This window comes from Nonomuraea sp. NPDC003707 (genome assembly GCF_053587055.1).
Genome location: NZ_JBSFNK010000008.1, coordinates 450,839 through 468,916, shown reverse-complemented (window position 1 = coordinate 468,916; position 18,078 = coordinate 450,839). Strand labels below are relative to the sequence as shown.

Annotated in this window: 19 protein-coding genes; 12 read left to right on the top strand and 7 right to left on the bottom strand. The window is 70.3% G+C overall.

Annotated features, from left to right (window positions below; translation table 11 throughout):
* Both ACWDRB_RS23925 and ACWDRB_RS23920 read right to left on the bottom strand, forming a co-directional pair.
* A partial coding sequence (locus ACWDRB_RS23925) for an alpha/beta fold hydrolase (protein ID WP_449896950.1) occupies nt 1-410 on the bottom strand: 410 nt, incomplete at its 3' end.
* A gap of 124 nt (nt 411-534) precedes the next feature.
* Nucleotides 535-1,200, bottom strand: coding sequence for a maltokinase N-terminal cap-like domain-containing protein (locus ACWDRB_RS23920; RefSeq protein ID WP_449896948.1), 666 nt, complete (start codon nt 1,198-1,200; stop codon nt 535-537).
* Nucleotides 1,201-1,334: 134 nt separating this feature from the next.
* Here ACWDRB_RS23920 and ACWDRB_RS23915 point away from each other — a divergent pair, with 134 nt between their 5' ends.
* Nucleotides 1,335-1,805, top strand: coding sequence for a hypothetical protein (locus ACWDRB_RS23915; protein ID WP_449896946.1), 471 nt, complete (start codon nt 1,335-1,337; stop codon nt 1,803-1,805).
* Nucleotides 1,806-2,073: 268 nt separating this feature from the next.
* On the opposite strand, the gene ACWDRB_RS23910 is transcribed toward ACWDRB_RS23915, so the two are convergent.
* Nucleotides 2,074-2,742, bottom strand: a complete 669-nt coding sequence (locus tag ACWDRB_RS23910) for a response regulator transcription factor (protein ID WP_449896944.1) — start codon at nt 2,740-2,742, stop codon at nt 2,074-2,076.
* A gap of 211 nt (nt 2,743-2,953) precedes the next feature.
* Here ACWDRB_RS23910 and ACWDRB_RS23905 point away from each other — a divergent pair, with 211 nt between their 5' ends.
* From ACWDRB_RS23905 to ACWDRB_RS23895, 3 genes are all read left to right on the top strand, one after another.
* Nucleotides 2,954-4,303: an alpha/beta hydrolase family protein gene (locus tag ACWDRB_RS23905; protein WP_449896942.1), complete on the top strand. Its 1,350-nt coding sequence runs from the start codon at nt 2,954-2,956 to the stop codon at nt 4,301-4,303.
* 168 nt (nt 4,304-4,471) lie between these two features.
* Nucleotides 4,472-4,792 (top strand): hypothetical protein, encoded by a 321-nt coding sequence (locus ACWDRB_RS23900; RefSeq protein ID WP_449896940.1) that lies wholly within the window; start codon nt 4,472-4,474, stop codon nt 4,790-4,792.
* 103 nt (nt 4,793-4,895) lie between these two features.
* A complete protein-coding gene (locus ACWDRB_RS23895) occupies nt 4,896-5,177 on the top strand; it encodes a hypothetical protein (RefSeq protein WP_449896938.1) in 282 nt (93 codons plus the stop codon).
* A gap of 339 nt (nt 5,178-5,516) precedes the next feature.
* Here ACWDRB_RS23895 and ACWDRB_RS23890 read toward each other — a convergent pair whose 3' ends face one another.
* Nucleotides 5,517-5,666 (bottom strand): hypothetical protein, encoded by a 150-nt coding sequence (locus ACWDRB_RS23890; RefSeq protein WP_449896936.1) that lies wholly within the window; start codon nt 5,664-5,666, stop codon nt 5,517-5,519.
* Complete coding sequence (locus tag ACWDRB_RS23885) at nt 5,663-5,851, bottom strand: hypothetical protein (protein ID WP_449896934.1); 189 nt, start codon at nt 5,849-5,851, stop codon at nt 5,663-5,665. Before ACWDRB_RS23885 ends, ACWDRB_RS23890 begins: the two co-directional genes overlap by 4 nt.
* 603 nt (nt 5,852-6,454) lie before the next feature.
* On the opposite strand from ACWDRB_RS23885, the gene ACWDRB_RS23880 reads away from it, so the two are divergent.
* The 7 genes from ACWDRB_RS23880 to ACWDRB_RS23850 all read left to right on the top strand — a co-directional run bounded on the left by ACWDRB_RS23880 (nt 6,455) and on the right by ACWDRB_RS23850 (nt 14,524).
* Nucleotides 6,455-7,462: a hypothetical protein gene (locus tag ACWDRB_RS23880; protein WP_355198612.1), complete on the top strand. Its 1,008-nt coding sequence runs from the start codon at nt 6,455-6,457 to the stop codon at nt 7,460-7,462.
* 468 nt (nt 7,463-7,930) lie between these two features.
* Nucleotides 7,931-8,281: a bifunctional 3-phenylpropionate/cinnamic acid dioxygenase ferredoxin subunit gene (locus tag ACWDRB_RS23875; RefSeq protein ID WP_185074514.1), complete on the top strand. Its 351-nt coding sequence runs from the start codon at nt 7,931-7,933 to the stop codon at nt 8,279-8,281.
* Nucleotides 8,278-9,450 carry an NAD(P)/FAD-dependent oxidoreductase gene (locus ACWDRB_RS23870; protein ID WP_449896932.1) on the top strand — a complete coding sequence of 391 codons (1,173 nt, stop codon included), beginning with the start codon at nt 8,278-8,280 and terminating at the stop codon, nt 9,448-9,450. The genes ACWDRB_RS23875 and ACWDRB_RS23870 overlap by 4 nt, the downstream gene beginning before the upstream one ends.
* Nucleotides 9,451-9,464: 14 nt before the next feature.
* Nucleotides 9,465-10,550 carry an S-(hydroxymethyl)mycothiol dehydrogenase gene (locus ACWDRB_RS23865; RefSeq protein ID WP_449896930.1) on the top strand — a complete coding sequence of 362 codons (1,086 nt, stop codon included), beginning with the start codon at nt 9,465-9,467 and terminating at the stop codon, nt 10,548-10,550.
* Entirely contained in the window at nt 10,550-11,173 is a 624-nt protein-coding gene (locus tag ACWDRB_RS23860; RefSeq protein ID WP_449896928.1) for an MBL fold metallo-hydrolase, read from the top strand. The genes ACWDRB_RS23865 and ACWDRB_RS23860 overlap by 1 nt, the downstream gene beginning before the upstream one ends.
* Before the next feature lie 28 nt (nt 11,174-11,201).
* Complete coding sequence (locus ACWDRB_RS23855) at nt 11,202-12,314, top strand: aromatic ring-hydroxylating oxygenase subunit alpha (RefSeq protein WP_449896926.1); 1,113 nt, start codon at nt 11,202-11,204, stop codon at nt 12,312-12,314.
* Nucleotides 12,311-14,524, top strand: a complete 2,214-nt coding sequence (locus ACWDRB_RS23850) for an FdhF/YdeP family oxidoreductase (RefSeq protein ID WP_449896924.1) — start codon at nt 12,311-12,313, stop codon at nt 14,522-14,524. Before ACWDRB_RS23855 ends, ACWDRB_RS23850 begins: the two co-directional genes overlap by 4 nt.
* On the opposite strand, the gene ACWDRB_RS23845 is transcribed toward ACWDRB_RS23850, so the two are convergent.
* On the bottom strand, nt 14,496-15,269 hold the full coding sequence (locus tag ACWDRB_RS23845) for an IclR family transcriptional regulator (RefSeq protein ID WP_449896922.1): 774 nt from the start codon (nt 15,267-15,269) through the stop codon (nt 14,496-14,498). The genes ACWDRB_RS23850 and ACWDRB_RS23845 overlap by 29 nt on opposite strands.
* 127 nt (nt 15,270-15,396) lie before the next feature.
* Here ACWDRB_RS23845 and betA point away from each other — a divergent pair, with 127 nt between their 5' ends.
* Nucleotides 15,397-17,034 carry a choline dehydrogenase gene (betA, locus tag ACWDRB_RS23840; protein ID WP_350734516.1) on the top strand — a complete coding sequence of 546 codons (1,638 nt, stop codon included), beginning with the start codon at nt 15,397-15,399 and terminating at the stop codon, nt 17,032-17,034.
* A gap of 45 nt (nt 17,035-17,079) precedes the next feature.
* On the opposite strand, the gene purU is transcribed toward betA, so the two are convergent.
* The gene (purU, locus tag ACWDRB_RS23835) at nt 17,080-17,943 is read right to left on the bottom strand and encodes a formyltetrahydrofolate deformylase (protein WP_363968395.1); all 864 of its coding nucleotides are present in this window, start codon (nt 17,941-17,943) and stop codon (nt 17,080-17,082) included.
* Nucleotides 17,944-18,078: the final 135 nt, after the last annotated feature.

Sequence of the window (18,078 nt, the reverse complement as noted above, 5' to 3'; positions counted from 1 at the left end):
CCCATCAACGCCCGCATGACCACCATCCCCTCACCCCCACCCAACGGCGAAGAACCGATGACCGTCAGAGAACGCACCCGCTCCGGCCGCTCCACCGCGATCAACTGCCCCAGCAACCCACCCGCCGAATGACACACCAGATGCGCACTCCCCAGACCATGCGCATCCAACACCCGCAACACATCGTCCCTGATGTCGCCCCAGGTATACGGCTCCTTCTCGAAGTCCACGGTCGCCGACCTGCCGGTGTCACGGTGGTCATACCGGACCACCCGACGGCCACCGGCTGTCAGCCGACCCACGAACTCATCCGGCCACAGAACCCCCTGCGACATCGAACCCATCACCAGCAGAATCGGCTCGTCACCAGCCGCGCCGAACTCTTCACTCCAGATGTCCACGTTTTGCATGACTCAGAGCATGCCGCCTCCGGCTACGGGCGCCTTCTGTAGAACTACCAGCCGCGCCAGATCCGTACGGATACCGGCGAGTCGGCGGTCGGTCGTGGGCCTCCACGCGCGATCGCGGCGTTCCTCAGGTACGAGGGCCGGTGTGCAAGACCACGAACAGCCCCCGCGCACGGGTGCCGTCCGACAGCTGCCAGGACCCGGCGACGTGGCCAGTCGCTTCCGGCGGAAGGAGAGACGCGTCGTCCGGGGCGGGACGCAGGACCCGGTGCAAACGCAAGGTCGTGCCGTCCGGTGCGGGCAGCTCAGTGCCCTCTTGGTCGTCGACGGCAGTGGCGGAGAAGTCCGTGGGGGTGGGGCTGCCACCGAGGTAGGAGCGGGTGACCTCCCGGTCGGGAGTGTCGCTGGTGTTCTGGTCCTGGGCCTGGACCCGGCCCTCGATCAGAGCGTGCAACTGGGCGACCAGCACCGGGTCGTGGCAGCCGTCGTAGGCCCAGCGCCGCCCCAGCACCCCATGCTCCATGGTGCCGACGAGGGCGTGCTCCGCCCCGTCGAGCGGGGCACCCCGATAGGTGAGCGGTACCAGGTAGCTGATCGGCTGAGTGCCCGAGGTGTCCGTGACCACCATGAACTCGATCCCGACCTCACCCTGGGGGTCGTCCAGCCGGAAGCCGCCGGCTTTGGCCAATTCCGGTTCGCCCGCTCCGCCCAGGTACCACGGCCGGGTGGGTAGCCAGGAGGTGAGCAGTTCCAGCTTGGTCGGCTTGAGGTCGGTGCGGTGGATGACGGCCATGCTGAGGATTCTCTTTCGTTGAGGGGAACGACCTCCACATCTTCCCAGTGGGCCTCGGAGAGCATGAGGGCGTACCCCCTTACTGGTCCGTGTTGTTCAATGGTGATCACTCTACGAACGCGCTGGAGGATGGCATGGTGCTGACCGAGGCGGCCCCGGAGGCGTTACCGAAGCAGCGGAGCAGGTGGCCGTTCTACGTGTGCCTGGGGCTCCTTGCCTGCGTCGTCGCCTACGTCCTGCTGTTCAAGGTCCCCGAGTGGCGGAACGACGAGAAGCTGGCCCGGCTGGAGGAACGGGTGAGCATGTTCCCGCTCCCGCCCGACACGGAGCCAGATGATCGCGGCGTTGAGGGCACGGTGGGTATTCAGTCGGGCAACAGCAATCATTGCGACTATCTGGTCCGCATGTCCCTGCTCACCAAGCTGCCGGACGCCGAGATCGCACGCTACTACGAGTTCGCCGCGATCGAGGGGGTCGAAGGCCGCGCGCTCTCCGGCACCGTGTACGTCAACCCGAGCGGATCATGGCGGGGCGGGTTCAAGGGCGTCATCGTGGAGTTCTTCGACGGATATCACGAACCCGGGTTCGACATGCGCTGCCACTGACCAGCGACGACCATGTGCCGGTGCCGACCGATGGCAGCCGCCGCAGGACCTTCGCCCCGGTGCTGCGCGTCAGCGGACCGGCGGGCGGCTCATCCGGCTTCTTCGGCACCATCGCCGCCCGCGACCAGGCAGGCGCGCAGGAGGCAGTGGCCGTTCGCGGAGTTGGCCGACCGCGCGGTGAGCGCCGTGACGCCCAGAGTTGCTGCGTCTACGGGCCTTCCTCCTGGCTCTGCCCGCCTCCATGTGAACGGTGGTTCGGGCGCGGTGGTCAGAAGTCGGGGGTGGAGGGGCGGACGAGGCCGGTTTCGTAGGCGAAGACCACCACCTGGGCGCGGTCGCGCCGCCCGAGCTTGACCAGTACGCGGCTCAGATGCGTCTTGACCGTCGCCTCCGCCAGGTGCAACGCCGCGGCGACCTCGGCGTTGGACAGCCCGCGCGCCACCTGCACCAGCACCTCGTGCTCGCGCGCGGTCAGCTGCGCCAGCCGTTCGTCCCGCTCGGCGGGCCCCGGCGTCATCTGCGGCGCGAACCTCTCCAGCACGCGTCGGGTGACGCGCGGCGACAGCGCCGCCTCTCCGGCCGCGACGTTGCGGATCGCGCTCAGCAGTTCCGGTGGCCGCGTGTTCTTCGGCAGGAACCCGGCCGCTCCGGCCTTCAGCCCGGCGAAGGCGTACTCATCCAGGTCGAAGGTGGTCAGGATGAGCACGCGCGAGCGCGGGCTGTCGCGCACGATCCTGCGGGTGGCCTCGATGCCGTCCAGGCCGGGCATGCGCACGTCCATCAGCACCACGTCCGGACGCAGGTGCCGCGCCAGCCGGACCGCCTGCTCGCCGTCGTCCGCTTCCCCGGCCACCTCCATGTCCGGCTCGGCCTCGAAGACCATGCGGAAGGCCATCCGCAGCAGCGACTCGTCGTCGGCGATCAGCAGCCGGATCATCGTGGCGCTCCCAGGTCCAGCACGGCCAGCACCCGCCATCCGCCGCCCGTCACCGGCCCGGCGTCCAGGGTCCTGCGGGTTCGCTCCCGCTCGTCCTCGGGGATGACCGTCATCCGAAAGTCGCAGGCGCGCGTGCTACCTCCGCCGCTGTCCCGCGGGCGTGCCGGCTGTCAGCCTGTCGGACATCCCTTTCCGATGAAGGAGCTTTCGCATGTCCGTTGTCACGAAAAATCCTGATCTGGCCATGGGCGCCCAGGCCACCGGCCCGTCCGCCATCTCCAAGAGCCCAGCATCCGTCGTCACAAAAGCCGCAGGCACGGCCGCGGGCACGGTGACGGGCACGGTGACGGGCACAGTGACGGGCACGGTCGGAGGCAAGGTCGCCGGGCTGGCCGTGCTGGTGCTGGCGGTCTCCCTGCCCGCGTCCAGCGCCGGTGCCGACGCCGCGAGCCCGATTGGGGTGAGCCTGCCCGCGCCCGGCGGCCCGTATCCGGTCGGGACCGTGGCCATGCGGCTGGTGGACCGCTCGCGGCCCGATCCGCTGATGGCGGCCAAGCCGTACCGGGAACTGATGATCAGCCTGTGGTATCCGGCGGCAGGCGGCGGGCCGCTCGCGCCGCACATGGCGCCGCTGGCCGCCGCCGACTGGGATCGGCGCTCGGCTCCGCCCCTGGGCATCGCGAAGGGCGCCGTCGCCTGGGCCGCCACGCGCACCTACGCCCGCGTGGGCGCGCCGGTCGAGCCGCGGGCGGGCAGGCTGCCGGTGGTGCTGTTCAGTTCGGGGGACGGCGGGCCGCGTACGCTGGGCACCACCCTGGTCGAGGACCTGGCCTCGCGCGGCTACCTGGTCGTCACCGTCGACCACACCTACGAGGCCGACCAGGTGGAGTTTCCCGGCCGACGCCTGGTACGCGCCCTGCCGCTGCCCGCGAAGCTGACGCCGAAGGTCATCGCCAAGCTGCTGGCCGACCACGCGCGGGCGCGCCTGGCGGACATGCGGTACGTCCTGGACCAGGTCACCGCCCTGGCCCACGGCCGCCCGATCGGCGGCGAGCTGCCCAAGGGGATGCTCGGCGCGCCCGACGCCTCGCAGGTGGGGGCGTTGGGGCAGTCGCTGGGCGGGTCGGTCGCCGCGCAGCTGACCCGCGACGACGCCCGCGTGGACGCGGCCGTCAACCTCGACGGCTCCTACGTCGGCCCGGTGGCCACGCGCGGTGTGGCCAGGCCGTTCCTGCAGCTGGCGGCCGAGACCCACACGCGTGCCGGCGAGCCGAGCTGGAAGTCGTTCTGGCGGGCCTCGACCGGGTGGAAGCGGGAGCTGCGCTTCAAGGGTGCGGCCCACGGCTCGTTCACCGACCTGCAGCCGTTGCTGCCGCAGATCGCGGCCAAGCTCCCCAGGGTGCCGCTCGCGGACTACGTGGGTACGATCGATCCCGGCCGTTCGGTGGCGGCCCAGCGCGCCTACGTCGGAGCCTTCTTCGACCTGCACCTGCGGGGCAAGCCGACCCGCCTGTTCGAGGAGCGCGACACTCGCTTCCCCGAGGTCTCCCTCATCCCCTGACCCCGTGAGTCTCCGTGGCTCCCCGGTCAGGAGACTCGCAGCCGGCAGCGGGGTGCTCGCGTTGACGCGAAATGGCCGGTAGATGCCCTCCTGATGCCCTGTCCTCGGATCATGCGCACGCGGAAGCATGAAGCGTATAAGCCAAGCTGAAGGCGCAAAGGAGACGCCATGGGTAACGTCCTCCGGGCCCTGGCTGCCGCGGCAGCCGGCGCGATAGTCCTCGCCGGTACCGCCACCCCGGCGCACGCCGAAGTATGGAATTGCTTCACTTCCGTTAACACGACGACGAACGTGGCGGGCGCACTGTGCTCGTCCGGCTTCGGCAGCTACCGGGTTGCCGCGAAGTGCAACTCGGCTCACTACCCCTACACGAGAACGATCGTCGGCCAGTGGGTGACCAAGGTCTCCGGCCAGCCAGGGACGTGGTCCACCGCTTCCGGCGACGCACAAGGCTGCCACGTCGTCGAGGCCTCGACGCAGGTCCGCTGAAAGCCGATGCGGCGCGACCGCCGTACGGACGGTTCGAGCTGGACATGGGCACCCTCGGGCCGGAAACAGGGTTGCGCCGACGGGGGTTGACGCGGCTGTCGAGGTGGGGAATCGCCGCGTTGTATGGGGGTACGGAGCCACCGCGTTCTGTGCGGGTACGGAACCGCCGCGTGACCAGGAGGCATGGGAGCGGCTGGCCGGGGCCGGCGTCGAGCCGTGGCCGGCCGAGCAGCTGCTGATCTTCCTGCCGATGGCGTACACGCGGCGGTTGCTGCCGGACGTCTCGAACCCGGACGGGCTGGTGACGCCCAGCGGGCGGGTGAGCCTCTTGGCCAGGCCGAGCGTCCGTGGCGGCTTCGGGCCGCGTGCAGTGGTCCGGCCGTGACGGGGTTGGGCGGATCGCGGTGCGCAGCAGCGAGTTCAACGATCGACAACGCGCTGCACGCCGGGTCGCAGCCGTCGGACGCCACAGCGGGCAAGTGGTAACTGCACCGCCGTCGCGCCTCGCACGCGGCCGGCCTTCTCTGCGGCAATCGGCAGGATGTCGCGCGCCGACAGCTCTCACCCGCGTCCTCGGCACGGCCCTGGGAGTGACGGTGACCGGACTGCCGCCTTCGGGGCCCCGTGGCGTCGGCACCGTGCTGTTCCCCGCCATGACCACGACCACCGTGGTCGGCGCGGTCGGCGCGGCCACTGCCGTGGGTGCCCCGGCTAGGCCGAGGACTCACCCGGGCTTGACCGCCCTGCGCCAGCGCCGCACCGGCGGCGGCCTCGACATAGCGCGGGACAGCTCGGTGGTCCCGGTACGCGGGGCCACCGGCCGATCGCCGAGATGCGCAGGCCGCGCGGCCGGGAGCTCATCCGTGAGATTCATGATCGCTCCTCGCCGGAGTTCCGCACGTGTGGCAGGGACGGTTGGGCGGGCTCACCGCGACGCGAGCCCCTGACCAGTTCGCCGGCCCTGGCCTGCTTGAGCCGCTTACGGGCCTGATGCGGCCACACGCGGTACGCCGCCGGCGAGCAGCCGATGACGCGGGCGGTCGCCCTGGCGGACAGCATGCCAGGCGCCCAGGACGAGGATCCCCCGCCCGTCCTCCGGCAGCGTGGCCGGCGCCCGCAGGACGCCCATCGGGCTCGGTCGCCTCGTCCGTCACCTGCCGTCCCGCGCGACTGACCACGTAGGCCCAGACGCGTTGTCGGCATTCGTCGTACATACCGGTGAACCGGTGCGCATCGCCCACCACTTCGGGTGCGTTCTCTGACATCAAGAAATGGCGAGAAAGCCTTCCGCTCGTTTCGCCTCGACTCACACCTTTTCCCCCAGCAAGAGCGCGGGTGATCACGGGGAGACAGTTTTCGGCTGCGCCATGTGGTCATAAGAAATCGCCCGAAACACCGGAGCTCCCCGGCACACTACGTGGTGCCGAAAGATCGCCTCTGCCGCTGGACGGCACGGGGCGGGACACGTAGTCGATCCGATCGGAGCACGACATCAAGACATCACATCGCCAGGACGTCGAGAATCGCCGGCGCTTACCCCTCGTCCGCGCGTTCGCCCGGAGCTCCTTCTCCGCCGCCGTAGCCCTCGCCTGCCTCGCCGCCGTCCTCTCCACGAGCGTCGTCACCGGCGGCGAATTCCGTGCGCGCGGTGCGGAGGAGGTCGTGAACCCCATCGACGCCCGGCCCAACGACGGCTCAGGCTACTGGCCGGACTTCTCGAACACCGGCTACGCCAACACGCCGGCCAACGCCGGAGGCCTGGGGCTGGGCGCGTACCCGGGCAAGCTCACCGACTACGCGGCGGGCATGAGCGCCGACAAACCGCTGAGGCTCGAGTTCCCGGACAACAGCGTCATCTCCTACAAGCGCTTCCTCGGCCTGAAGGTGCTGATCTACGGCGACAACCTCACGTTCGTCGGCTGCCTGTTCGAGGGCACCAACCCCAACGACAACCTCGTCCAGATCTACTCGGACAACAACATCAAGTTCCTGTACTCGACGTTCAAGCCGAGCTCCTACGCGATGCCGCCCGGTAACGACGGCACGGTCTCGTCGTCCCACACCAAGCCGGGCACGCCCTTCGAAGATTCCTGGCAGCTCGCCACGACGATGAAGGAAGCCGTGGCCGTCATGGACCACAACGACATCTGGGGCAACGCCGGCATGATCATGGTGACGGGTTTCCCGGACCGCCCGTCGACGTGGACGAACAACTACATCCACGACATGGCGGATACGTCGCATGACGAATACCACCACGACGGCATAGGCCCGCAGAGCGAAGGCAACGGCGGCCCCATGATCGTCCACCACAACACCCTGGCCTCCCTGGGCAACACCAACGGCCTGGCCCTGCAGGGCAACGGCGTGTACGACCACATCTCGGTCACGAACAACTACGTCTCCGGCTGGGGATACGCGCTCAGCATCGGTGTCGAGAACAACGCCACGAACATCACCGTCACCGACAACGTCTTCTCGGCGGAACTCGAGCAGTTGTACGGCTTCCTGTACGGCAACATCTGGGGCGGGTCGGCGCGCGGCTCCACCTGGCGCCGCAACCTCATCCAGGCCCGTACGGGAGACGACAACAAGAACTTCACGACGGCCGACCACGGCAGATACCTGTGGCCGTCCGGCGAGACCCGCACCACCGACTACACGGGCTGAGCCCCTTCCCGCGTGACGCGCGCCTCGCTGCTCTCCGCGAGCCACTCCGGACCGGAGAGCGGCGAGGCCGCCCAAGATTTTCCGCTTCCACACCGGCGCGCGAGGGCGTGGTCCGCCTGGAGGTCACCGCCGAGCGCCAGACGGGCCTCGAGTACGCGGGCTGAGCGCCGGAGCCCCGCCGGCCTCAAGGAGGCGCATCAGACGGCGTGCTCCTGGGCGGGCGGTGGTGGCCGGGCGGCGGTGCTGGGCGTCGTGGGTGAGCGGTCGCCGGTGCTGTCCTGGTGCCGTGCTCGCCGGGGGTCTGGCATTCCTCGCCTTCCCCGTCGGCGCACGGCATCCACGGACGCGGTGAGGCGGCCGGACACTGGGGTCTAAGTCCGACAAATCAGCCTTGACATCTCCCCGCCACACCCTCACTCTGTTGCGTATAGCGCTAGACGTTTCTCTTTACGAAACCGGGGTGACAGGATGATCCCAGCGTGCCCACTGGCGTCACTCCCTCGAGGCGAGGCCCTTCGCGTCGAGGCCGACCCGCCGATCGCGGTTTTCCACACCGAGGACGGCGAGATCTTCGCCATCGATGACACCTGTACCCACCAGGACGCCTCGCTCGCCGACGGCTGGCTGGAGGGGTGCGAGATCGAGTGCCCGCTGCACGCCTCGCGTTTCGACCTGCGCACCGGCCAGGTGGACGCGCCGCCGGCCAAGCGCCCCGTGCGCACGCACGAGGTGGTGGTCGACGACGGCGTCATCTATGTCAAGCAGTCCGAGGCGCCACCCAACCTGCCGCCGGGCGTCACCGTCAAGGGGCAGGTGTGAACACGATCTGCGTCGTCGGCGCCTCCCTCGCCGGGCTGCTGACCGCCAGGGCGCTGCGCGCCCAGGGTTACCGGGGCAGGCTGGTGCTGGTCGGGGACGAGCGCCACCGACCCTATGACCGCCCGCCGCTCTCGAAGGACTTCCTGCGCGGCGACCTGGCCGAGGCCGACCTGGCTCTGGAGAGCGAGGGCGAGGAGCTGGACGCGGAGTGGCGGCTCGGCGTCGCCGCCGTGGCCCTGGACCCCGGGGAGCGCCGCGTCGCGCTGAGCGACGGCACCTCGGTGCGGGCCGACGGCATCGTCATCGCCACCGGCGCCACCGCCCGCCGGCTTCCCGCCGCAGGCCACCTGGCCGGCGTGCACACGCTGCGCACCCTGGACGACGCCCGCTCCCTGCGCGCCGACCTGGAGGCGGGCCGGCGGCTGGTGGTGATCGGCGGCGGCTTCGTCGGCGCCGAGGTCGCCGCCACCGCCCGCGACCTCGGCCTGGACGTGACGCTGGTCGAGTCCGGCCCGGCGCCGCTGGCCCGCGTCGTCGGCGTGCCGATGGCCGAGGCGCTGGCCACGCTGCACGAGCGGCGCGGGGTGCGGCTGCTGTCCGGCACGGTGGTGTCCGGCCTCACCGGCGAGGACCGGGTGGACGGGGTACGGCTGGCGGACGGCACCCACCTGCCCGCGGACGTCGTGGTCGTCGGGATCGGCGCCGTGCCCGCCATCGGCTGGCTCCGGGGCAGCGGCCTCGACCTGGGCGACGGCGTACTGTGTGACGAGGCGGGCGGCACCTCCGCCCCCGGCATCGTGGCCGTGGGCGACTGCGCCGCCTGGTTCGACCCCGTCCAGGGCAGGCACCACAGGATCGAGCACTGGACGGGAGCCCGGCAGCGGGCCTCGGTCGCGGCGGCCACGCTGCTGTCCGGCGGCACCGCCCGCGCCGAGGCGCGGCGGCCCACCTATATCTGGTCCGACCAGTTCGATGTGAAGATCCAGTTCATCGGGCACGCCGCGGACGCGGATACGGTCAGCGTGGAGGAGGGCGACCCGGCCGAGCACAGCTTCCTCGCGGTCTACCGGCAGGGCGACCGCCCGGTCGCGGTCCTCGGGGTCAACCAGGTACGGCTGTTCACCCGGTGGCGGCGGCAGCTCGAAACGGCGCCGGTTCAGGTCGGCTGAGACAGGAGTGAATCATGGCTCATGAAGTACGCGGGGTCGTCGCGACCGGCAAGGGCAAGCCGGTCAGCCTGGAGACCATCCTGGTGCCGGACCCGGGACCCGGTGAGGCGCTGGTCCGGGTGCAGGCCTGCGGGGTGTGCCACACGGACCTGCACTATCGCGAGGGCGGCATCAGCGACGACTTCCCGTTCCTGCTCGGCCACGAGGCGGCCGGTGTGGTGGAGTCGGTCGGCGACGGTGTCACCGACGTGGCGCCCGGCGACTTCGTGATCCTGAACTGGCGGGCCGTGTGCGGCTCGTGCCGGGCGTGCCTGCGCGGCCGCCCGCAGTACTGCTTCGCCACCCACAACGCCACCCAGAAGATGACCCTGGCCGACGGCACCCCGCTCAGCCCGGCGCTGGGCATCGGCGCGTTCGCCGACAAGACGCTGGTTGCCGCGGGCCAGTGCACCAAGGTCGACCCGGCCGCCTCCCCCGCCGCGGCGGGGCTGCTCGGCTGCGGCGTGATGGCCGGTCTCGGCGCCGCGGTGAACACCGGCGGGGTCAGCAGGGGCGACTCGGTGGCGGTGATCGGCTGCGGCGGCGTCGGCAACGCGGCCATCGCGGGCGCGCGGCTGGTCGGCGCGACCACGATCATCGCGGTCGACGTGGACGGCCGGAAACTGGAGTGGGCCCGCGGCCTCGGCGCGACGCACACGGTCGACGCCAAGGACAGCGACCCGGTCGAGGCGATCAGGGAGCTGACCGGCGGGTTCGGCGCGGACGTCGTGATCGACGCGGTCGGCCGGCCGGAGACGTACAAGCAGGCCTTCTACGCCCGCGACCTGGCGGGGACCGTGGTCCTGGTCGGGGTGCCCACGCCGGAGATGACGCTGGAGCTGCCGCTGCTCGACGTGTTCGGCCGCGGCGGCGCGCTGAAGTCCAGCTGGTACGGCGACTGCCTGCCCAGCCGCGACTTCCCCATGCTGATCTCCCTCTACCTGCAGGGACGTCTCGACCTCGACGCGTTCGTCAGCGAGACCATCGGCCTGGACGACGTCGAGGACGCCTTCGCCAAGATGCACCGCGGTGAGGTGCTGCGTTCCGTGGTGGTGCTCTGATGCGGGTCGAGCGGCTGGTCACCTCGGGCACGTTCAGCCTGGACGGCGGGACGTGGGAGGTCGACAACAACGTGTGGCTGGTGGGCGACGACCGGGAGGTCCTGGTCATCGACGCCGCCCACGACGCCGCCGCCATCGCCGAGGCCGTGGGCGGGCGCCGGGTGAGCGCGATCGTGTGCACGCACGCGCACGACGACCACGTCAACGCCGCCCCCGAGCTGGCCGAGCTCACCGGCGCGCCCGTGCTGCTGCATCCCGACGACGAGGTGCTGTGGAAGCTGACCCACCGGACGGCCACGCCCGGCGGGCCGCTGGCCAACGGGCAGCTCCTGAAAGTGGGCGGCTCCGCCGTGCACGTGCTGCACACGCCGGGGCACGCGCCGGGCGCGGTGTGCCTGTACGTGCCGGAGCTCGGCGTGCTGTTCTCCGGGGACACCCTGTTCAAGGGCGGCCCCGGCGCGACGGGCAGGTCGTACAGCGACTTCCCGACGATCATCTCGTCGATCAGCCGGACGCTGCTGACGCTGCCCGGCGAGACCGTGGTGCACACCGGACACGGTGAGGACACCAGCATCGGAGCCGAGGCTCCGCAGCTCGAGGACTGGATCCGCCGAGGGCACTGACCCGGCCTGTCTCAGAGGAGTACTGCCCGTGACCACCACCACGTCAAGCGTGATCCCCACCCTCCCCGGTCGCTACTACGTGGACCCCGAGATCTTCGCCGCGGAGCAGCGGAACATCTTCGAGGCGATGTGGTTCTGCGTGGTGCGCTCGGCCGACCTGCCCAAGCCGGGCTCGTTCAAGACCGTTCAGGTCGGCTCCGAGAGCATCCTCGTCACCAGGGCGCGCGACAGGTCGGTGCGCGCTTTCTTCAACGTCTGCCGCCACCGCGGCGCGACGCTGCGCACGGAGGAGTCGGGCGAGGTGAAGCGGGCCTTCCAGTGCCCGTATCACGCCTGGACCTACGACCTGGACGGCAAGCTGATCGCCGCGCCCAACCTGACCAAGATGGCCGACCTGGACCGGGTGGAGTACGGCCTGGTGAAGGTGCACGTGCGCGAGTGGCTCGGCTACGTGTGGGTGTGCCTGGCCGACGAGCCGCCCTCCTTCGAGGAGGACGTGCTGGGCGCGGTGACCGAGCGGCTCGGCTCGCTGGAGCTGCTCGAGAACTACGACGTGGCCGGTCTGGAGGTGGGCCGCAGGATCGTCTACGACGTGAAGGCGAACTGGAAGCTCATCATCGAGAACTTCATGGAGTGCTACCACTGCGCCACGATCCATCCCGAGCTGACCGAGGTGCTGCCGGAGTTCGCCGACGGCTACGCGGCTCAGTACTTCGTGGGCCACGGCGCCGAGTTCGGCGAGGAGATCCAGGGCTTCACCGTCGACGGGTCCGAGGGGCTCGACCGCATCCCGGGCGTCAGCGAGGAGCAGGACCGCCGCTACTACGCGATCACGATCAAGCCGCAGGTGTTCATCAACCTGGTGCCCGACCACGTGATCGTGCACCGCATGTTCCCGCTGGCGGTGGACCGCACGGTGGTCGAGTGCGACTGGCTCTACCTGCCCGGCGTCGTGGCGGGCGGCAAGGACCTGGACAAGTCGGTGGAGCTGTTCCACCGGGTCAACGAGCAGGACTTCGAGGCGTGCGAGCGGTGCCAGCCGCAGATGAGCTCGCGTACGTACGCCAAGGGCGGCGTGCTGGTGCCCAGCGAGCACCACATCGGCGCCTTCCACGACTGGGTCCAGGACCGCGTCGGGTGAACGAGCACGACGACGAACGCCTGACGGCCGGCCCGCCCAAGGACTGGGCGGGCGGCCTGCCCGCGGTGGGCCACGCCCTGCGCATCGCCCACCGGCAGATGGGGATCGGCCGCACCGCGCTGACGCTGCTGCGCGTCAACCAGAAGAGCGGCTTCGACTGCCCCGGCTGCGCCTGGCCGGAGGGCGAGCACCGCAGCCCGGCCGAGTTCTGCGAGAACGGCGCCAAGGCGGTGGCCGAAGAGGCCACGACCCGGCGGGTCACCCGCGAGTTCTTCGCCGCCCATCCGGTGAGCGAGCTGGCCGGGATGAGCGACTACTGGCTGGGGCAGCAGGGCAGGCTGACCGAGCCGATGTACAAGCCCGTGGGCGCCGAGCACTACGAGCCCGTCGGCTGGGCGGAGGCGTTCGGCATGATCGCGGCCGAGCTGCGCGCGCTGGACAGCCCCGACGAGGCGGTCTTCTACACCTCGGGCCGCGCCTCCAACGAGGCGGCCTTCGCCTACCAGTTGCTGGTGCGCCGGTTCGGCACCAACAACCTGCCCGACTGCTCCAACATGTGCCACGAGTCCAGCGGCGCCGCGCTCACCGAGACGATCGGGATCGGCAAGGGCACCGTGTCGCTCGACGACCTGCACCGGGCCGACCTGATCTTCGTGGTCGGCCAGAACCCGGGCACCAACCACCCCCGCATGCTCACCGCTCTGGAGAAGGCCAAGCGCGGCGGCGCGCGGATCGTCGCGGTCAATCCGCTGCCCGAGGCCGGGCTGCTGCGCTTCAAGAACCCGCAGCGGCCGTCCGGGCTGGCCGCGGGCAGCGCGCTGGCCGACCGGTTCCTGCAGATCCGGCTCAACGGCGATATGGCGCTGTTCCAGGCGCTGTCGCTGCTGCTGCTCGACACCGCCGACGAGGCGTTCATCGCCGAGCACACCAGGGGCTTCGAGGAGTGGAAGGCGCACCTGACCGGCCTGGACTGGGCGGAGGTGCTGGAGGCGACCGGCCTGACCCGGCAGGAGCTGGAGGAGACGGCCCATGACGTCAGGAACGCCGGGTCCGTCGTCGTCTGCTGGGCCATGGGGCTCACGCAGCACCGCAACTCCGTGGCCACCATCCGCGAGGTGGTCAACTTCCAGCTGCTGCGCGGCAACGTGGGCCTGTGCCCGGTGCGCGGCCACTCCAACGTCCAGGGCGACCGGACCATGGGCATCTACGAGAAGCCCTCGAAGGACTTCCTGGACGCGCTGGCCGCCGAGTTCGGCTTCGAGCCGCCCCGACACCACGGGCTGGACACGGTCGAGGCCATCCGGGCCATGCGCGACGGCGAGGCGAAGGTCTTCGTCGGCATGGGCGGCAACTTCGTCCGCGCCACCCCCGACAGCCGCGTCACCGAGGCGGCGCTGCGCCGTACCAGGCTGACGGTGCAGGTCTCCACGAAGCTCAACCGCTCGCACGCGGTGTGCGGCGAGCGGGCGCTCATCCTGCCCACGCTGGGCCGCACCGAGCGCGACCCGGCCGGGTTCGTCACCGTCGAGGACTCGATGGGGCTGGTGCACGCCTCGCGCGGCCGGCTCGCGCCCGCCTCCCCGGACCTGCTGTCGGAGGTGGCGATCGTCGCCCGGCTGGGCCGCGAGCTGTTCGGCGAGGAGCCGTGGGCGGGCTTCGAGCGGGACTACGCCACGATCCGCGACCGCATCGCGCGGGTGATCCCCGGTTTCGAGGACTTCAACGGCCGCGCTGAGGCCGGCTTCGCGCTGCCCAACGCGCCCAGGGACGAGCGCCGCTTCCCCACCGCCACCGGCAGGGCGGGCTTCACCGTCAACCGGCTGGAGGTCCTGCGGGTGCCGCCGGGGCGGCTGCTGCTGCAGACCGTACGCAGCCACGACCAGTACAACACCACCGTCTACGGACTCGACGACCGCTACCGTGGTGTCAAGAACGGCCGCAGGGTGGTCTTCGTCCACCCCGGCGACCTCGCGGAGCGCGACCTGGCCGACGGCGACGTGGTCGACCTGGTCAGCGAGTGGCCCGACGGCGAGCGCACCGCCGAGGGGTTCAGAGTCATCGCCTATCCGACCGCCCGCGGCTGCTGCGCCGCCTACTTCCCGGAGACCAATGTGCTGGTGCCGCTCGACTCGGTGGCCGAGACCTCCAACACCCCGACCTCCAAGAGCATCGTGGTCCGGCTCAGCCGGCGTACCCGAGGCGGCGGCTGATCTCGTCGGCCCCGCCGATCAGGACGGGAGCGAGCTCGTGCATCCGCTCGGCGGTGAAGCGGTAGGCGGGGCCGGAGGCGCTCACCGCGGCGACGACGTCGCCGTGGTAGGAGCGGATGGGCGCCGCCATGGCGTTCAGCCCCTCCTCCAGCTCCTCCAGGCAGTAGCCGTAGCCGGCCTGCTTGATCTCGGTCAGCTGCTCCCTGAGCCGGTCGAGGTCGGTGACGGTGCGTGGCGTGAAGGACTCCAGGGCCCCGTCGGACAGCACCCGCTCCCGCTGGCGCTCGTCCAGGTGGGCCATCAGCACCTTTCCGCTGGAGGTGGCGTGCAACGGCGTGATCTGGCCGACCCAGTTGTAGGTGGTGACCGCCGAGGCGCCGCGGACCTGGTCGAGGTTGACGGCGTAGTTGGAGCGGAGCACGGCGATGTTGACCGTCTCGCCGAACTCCTCCGCCAGGCGCTGGCATACCGGGCGCCCCCGCTGGGTGACGTCGAGCTGGGTGTTGACGCCGCCGGCCAGGCGGATGATGCCGAAGCCGAGCCGATATTTGCCGCGTTCCTCGGCCTGCTCGACCAGGCCGCGCGCCTCGAGCGCGCCGAGCAGCCGGAACGCGGTCGACTTGTGCACGTCGATCTCCGCGGCGACCTCGCTGACCCCTGCCTCGCCCCGCCGGGAGAGGATCTCCAGCACGCTGATCGCCCGATCGACCGACTGCACTCCCCCGCTGCCCGAATCGTTGCCCATAGCGAAACTCTAAGTGCTGGAGGGAACTCCGTCTAACATACGACCAAAAGATCTCCTGTTGCGAGTAGTGAAACGCAATGCGTATAGCGCTACGATTTGGCGAAACGCGCGAGCGAGACGAGGCACCATGACGTCACATCAATACGACTTCGTCATCGTCGGAGGCGGCTCGGCCGGCAGCGCGCTGGCGAACCGGCTCTCCGCGGACCCTGCCACGCGGGTGCTCGTCCTGGAGGCGGGCCGATCGGACTACCCGTGGGACGTGTTCATCCACATGCCCGCGGCCCTGCCCTTCCCCATCGGCAACCGCTTCTACGACTGGCGCTACGAGTCGGAGCCCGAGCCCCACATGCACGGCCGGCGGATCTATCACGCTCGCGGCAAGGTGCTCGGCGGCTCCAGCAGCATCAACGGCATGATCTTCCAGCGCGGCAACCCGCTGGACTACGAGCGGTGGGGCGCCGATCCCGGGATGAAGAGCTGGGACTACGCCCACTGCCTGCCGTACTTCAAGCGGATGGAGAACTGCCTGGCCGACCCCGACACGCCGTGGCGCGGCCACGGCGGGCCTCTGGTGCTGGAGCGCGGGGCGGCGAGCACGCCGCTGTACGACGCGTTCTTCGAGGCGGTGCAGCAGGCCGGTTATCCCCTGACCGACGACGTGAACGGCTACCGGCAGGAGGGCTTCGCCCGCTTCGACCGCAACATCCGGCGCGGCCGCCGCCTGAGCGCCGCCAGGGCGTACCTGCACCCGGTCATGAAGCGGCCCAACCTGACCGTCAAGACGCGCGTGCTGGTGACGAAGGTCGTCTTCGACGGGAACAGGGCCGTCGGCGTCGAGTTCGACGGCGGCCGGGTCCGCGCGGGCGAGGTCATCCTGTGCGGCGGCGCGATCAACTCGCCGCAGCTGCTGCAGCTGTCCGGGATCGGCAACGCCGACGAGCTGCGCGAGCTCGGCATCGACGTCGTGCACGACCTGCCGGGCGTGGGCGAGAACCTGCAGGACCACCTGGAGGTCTACATCCAGCACGGCTGCCGCGAGCCGGTCTCGATGCAGCCGAACCTGCAGAAGTGGCGCCACCCCTGGATCGGCGCGCAGTGGCTGTTCCTGCGCGGCGGGCCGGGGGCGACCAACCACTTCGAGGCGGGCGGCTTCGTCCGCGGCAACGACGAGGTCGACTACCCCAACCTGATGTTCCACTTCCTGCCGCTGGCCGTGCGCTACGACGGCTCGGCGCCGGCGGGCGGGCACGGCTACCAGGTGCACGTCGGCCCCATGTACTCCGACGCCCGCGGCTCGGTGAAGATCAAGAGCACGGATCCGCGGCAGCATCCGGCGCTGCGCTTCAACTACCTGTCCACCGAGCAGGACAGGCGCGAGTGGGTGGAGGCCGTCCGGGTGGCCCGCAAGATCCTCGGGGCGCCGGCGCTGGCCGGGCTCAGCACGGGCGAGGTGTCGCCCGGCCCGTCCGTGGAGACCGACGAGGAGATCCTGGACTGGGTGGCCAAGGACGGTGAGACCGCCCTGCATCCCTCGTGCACGGCCAGGATGGGCGTGGACGCGATGTCGGTGCTCGACCCGGACACGATGCGGGTGCACGGCGTCGACGGGCTGCGCGTGGTGGACGCCTCGGCCATGCCGTACGTGACGAACGGCAACATCTATGCGCCGGTCATGATGCTGGCGGAGAAGGCGGCCGACCTCATCCTGGGCAACACGCCGCTGCCGCCGCAGACGACCGAGTTCTACCGTCACCGGGCATGACACAAGGGCGGTGGGGCACTCCCCCACCGCCCTCGTGCGCCAACGTCAGCGGAAGACGACGGTGCGGTTGCCGTTGAGCAGGACGCGCTGCTCGCTGTGCCACTTCACGGCCCTGGCCAGCACCTGCGCCTCCACGTCCCGGCCGGCCGCGACCAGGTCCTCGGGGTCGAGCTCGTGGTCCACCCTGGCCACGTCCTGCTCGATGATGGGCCCCTCGTCCAGGTCGGCCGTGACGTAGTGCGCGGTCGCCCCGATGAGCTTCACGCCGCGCTCGTGCGCCTGGTGGTACGGCTTGGCGCCCTTGAAGCCCGGCAGGAAGGAGTGGTGGATGTTGATGGCCCGCCCCTCCAGCCGCTTGCACAGGTCGTCGGAGAGGATCTGCATGTAGCGCGCCAGGACCACCAGCTCCGCGTCGCACTCCTCGACCAGCTCCAGGATCCGCGCCTCGGCCTCGTCCTTGGTGGCGGCCGTGACGGGCACGTGGTGGTACGGCACGCCGTACGAGGCGGCCAGCGGTTCCAGGTCGGGGTGGTTGGAGACGATCGCGGGGATGTCGATGTTGAGCGCGCCCACCTGGCGGCGATAGAGCAGGTCGTTCACGCAATGGCCGAACTTCGAGGCCATGACCAGCGTGCGGGTGGGCGTGGCCGCGTCCTTCAGCTGCCAGTTCATCTGGAAGGACTCGGCGACGTAGGTGAACCCCTCGCGCAACCGCTCGATCTCGTCATGCGCGGCGAAGTGCACGCGCATGAAGAAGCCGCCACCCTTGCGGTCGTTGAACTGCTTGCTCTGCAGCATGTTCCCGCCGTGCTGGACGAGGAAGCTGCTGACCGCGTACACGATGCCCGGCTTGTCGGAGCAGGACACCGTGAGGATGAACTCGCGGCCAGGGTCGGGACGTGGAGACATCACACCCTCCCGGTGTTGCGTATGACGCAAAGAAGAGATTTATACGCAACAGACTGAGGGCAGGGGCCAACCACGTCAAGGGGCAAGAAGGTCAAACCTCAGCACAACGTATTTATTTGGCCAGTGATTCCGGCA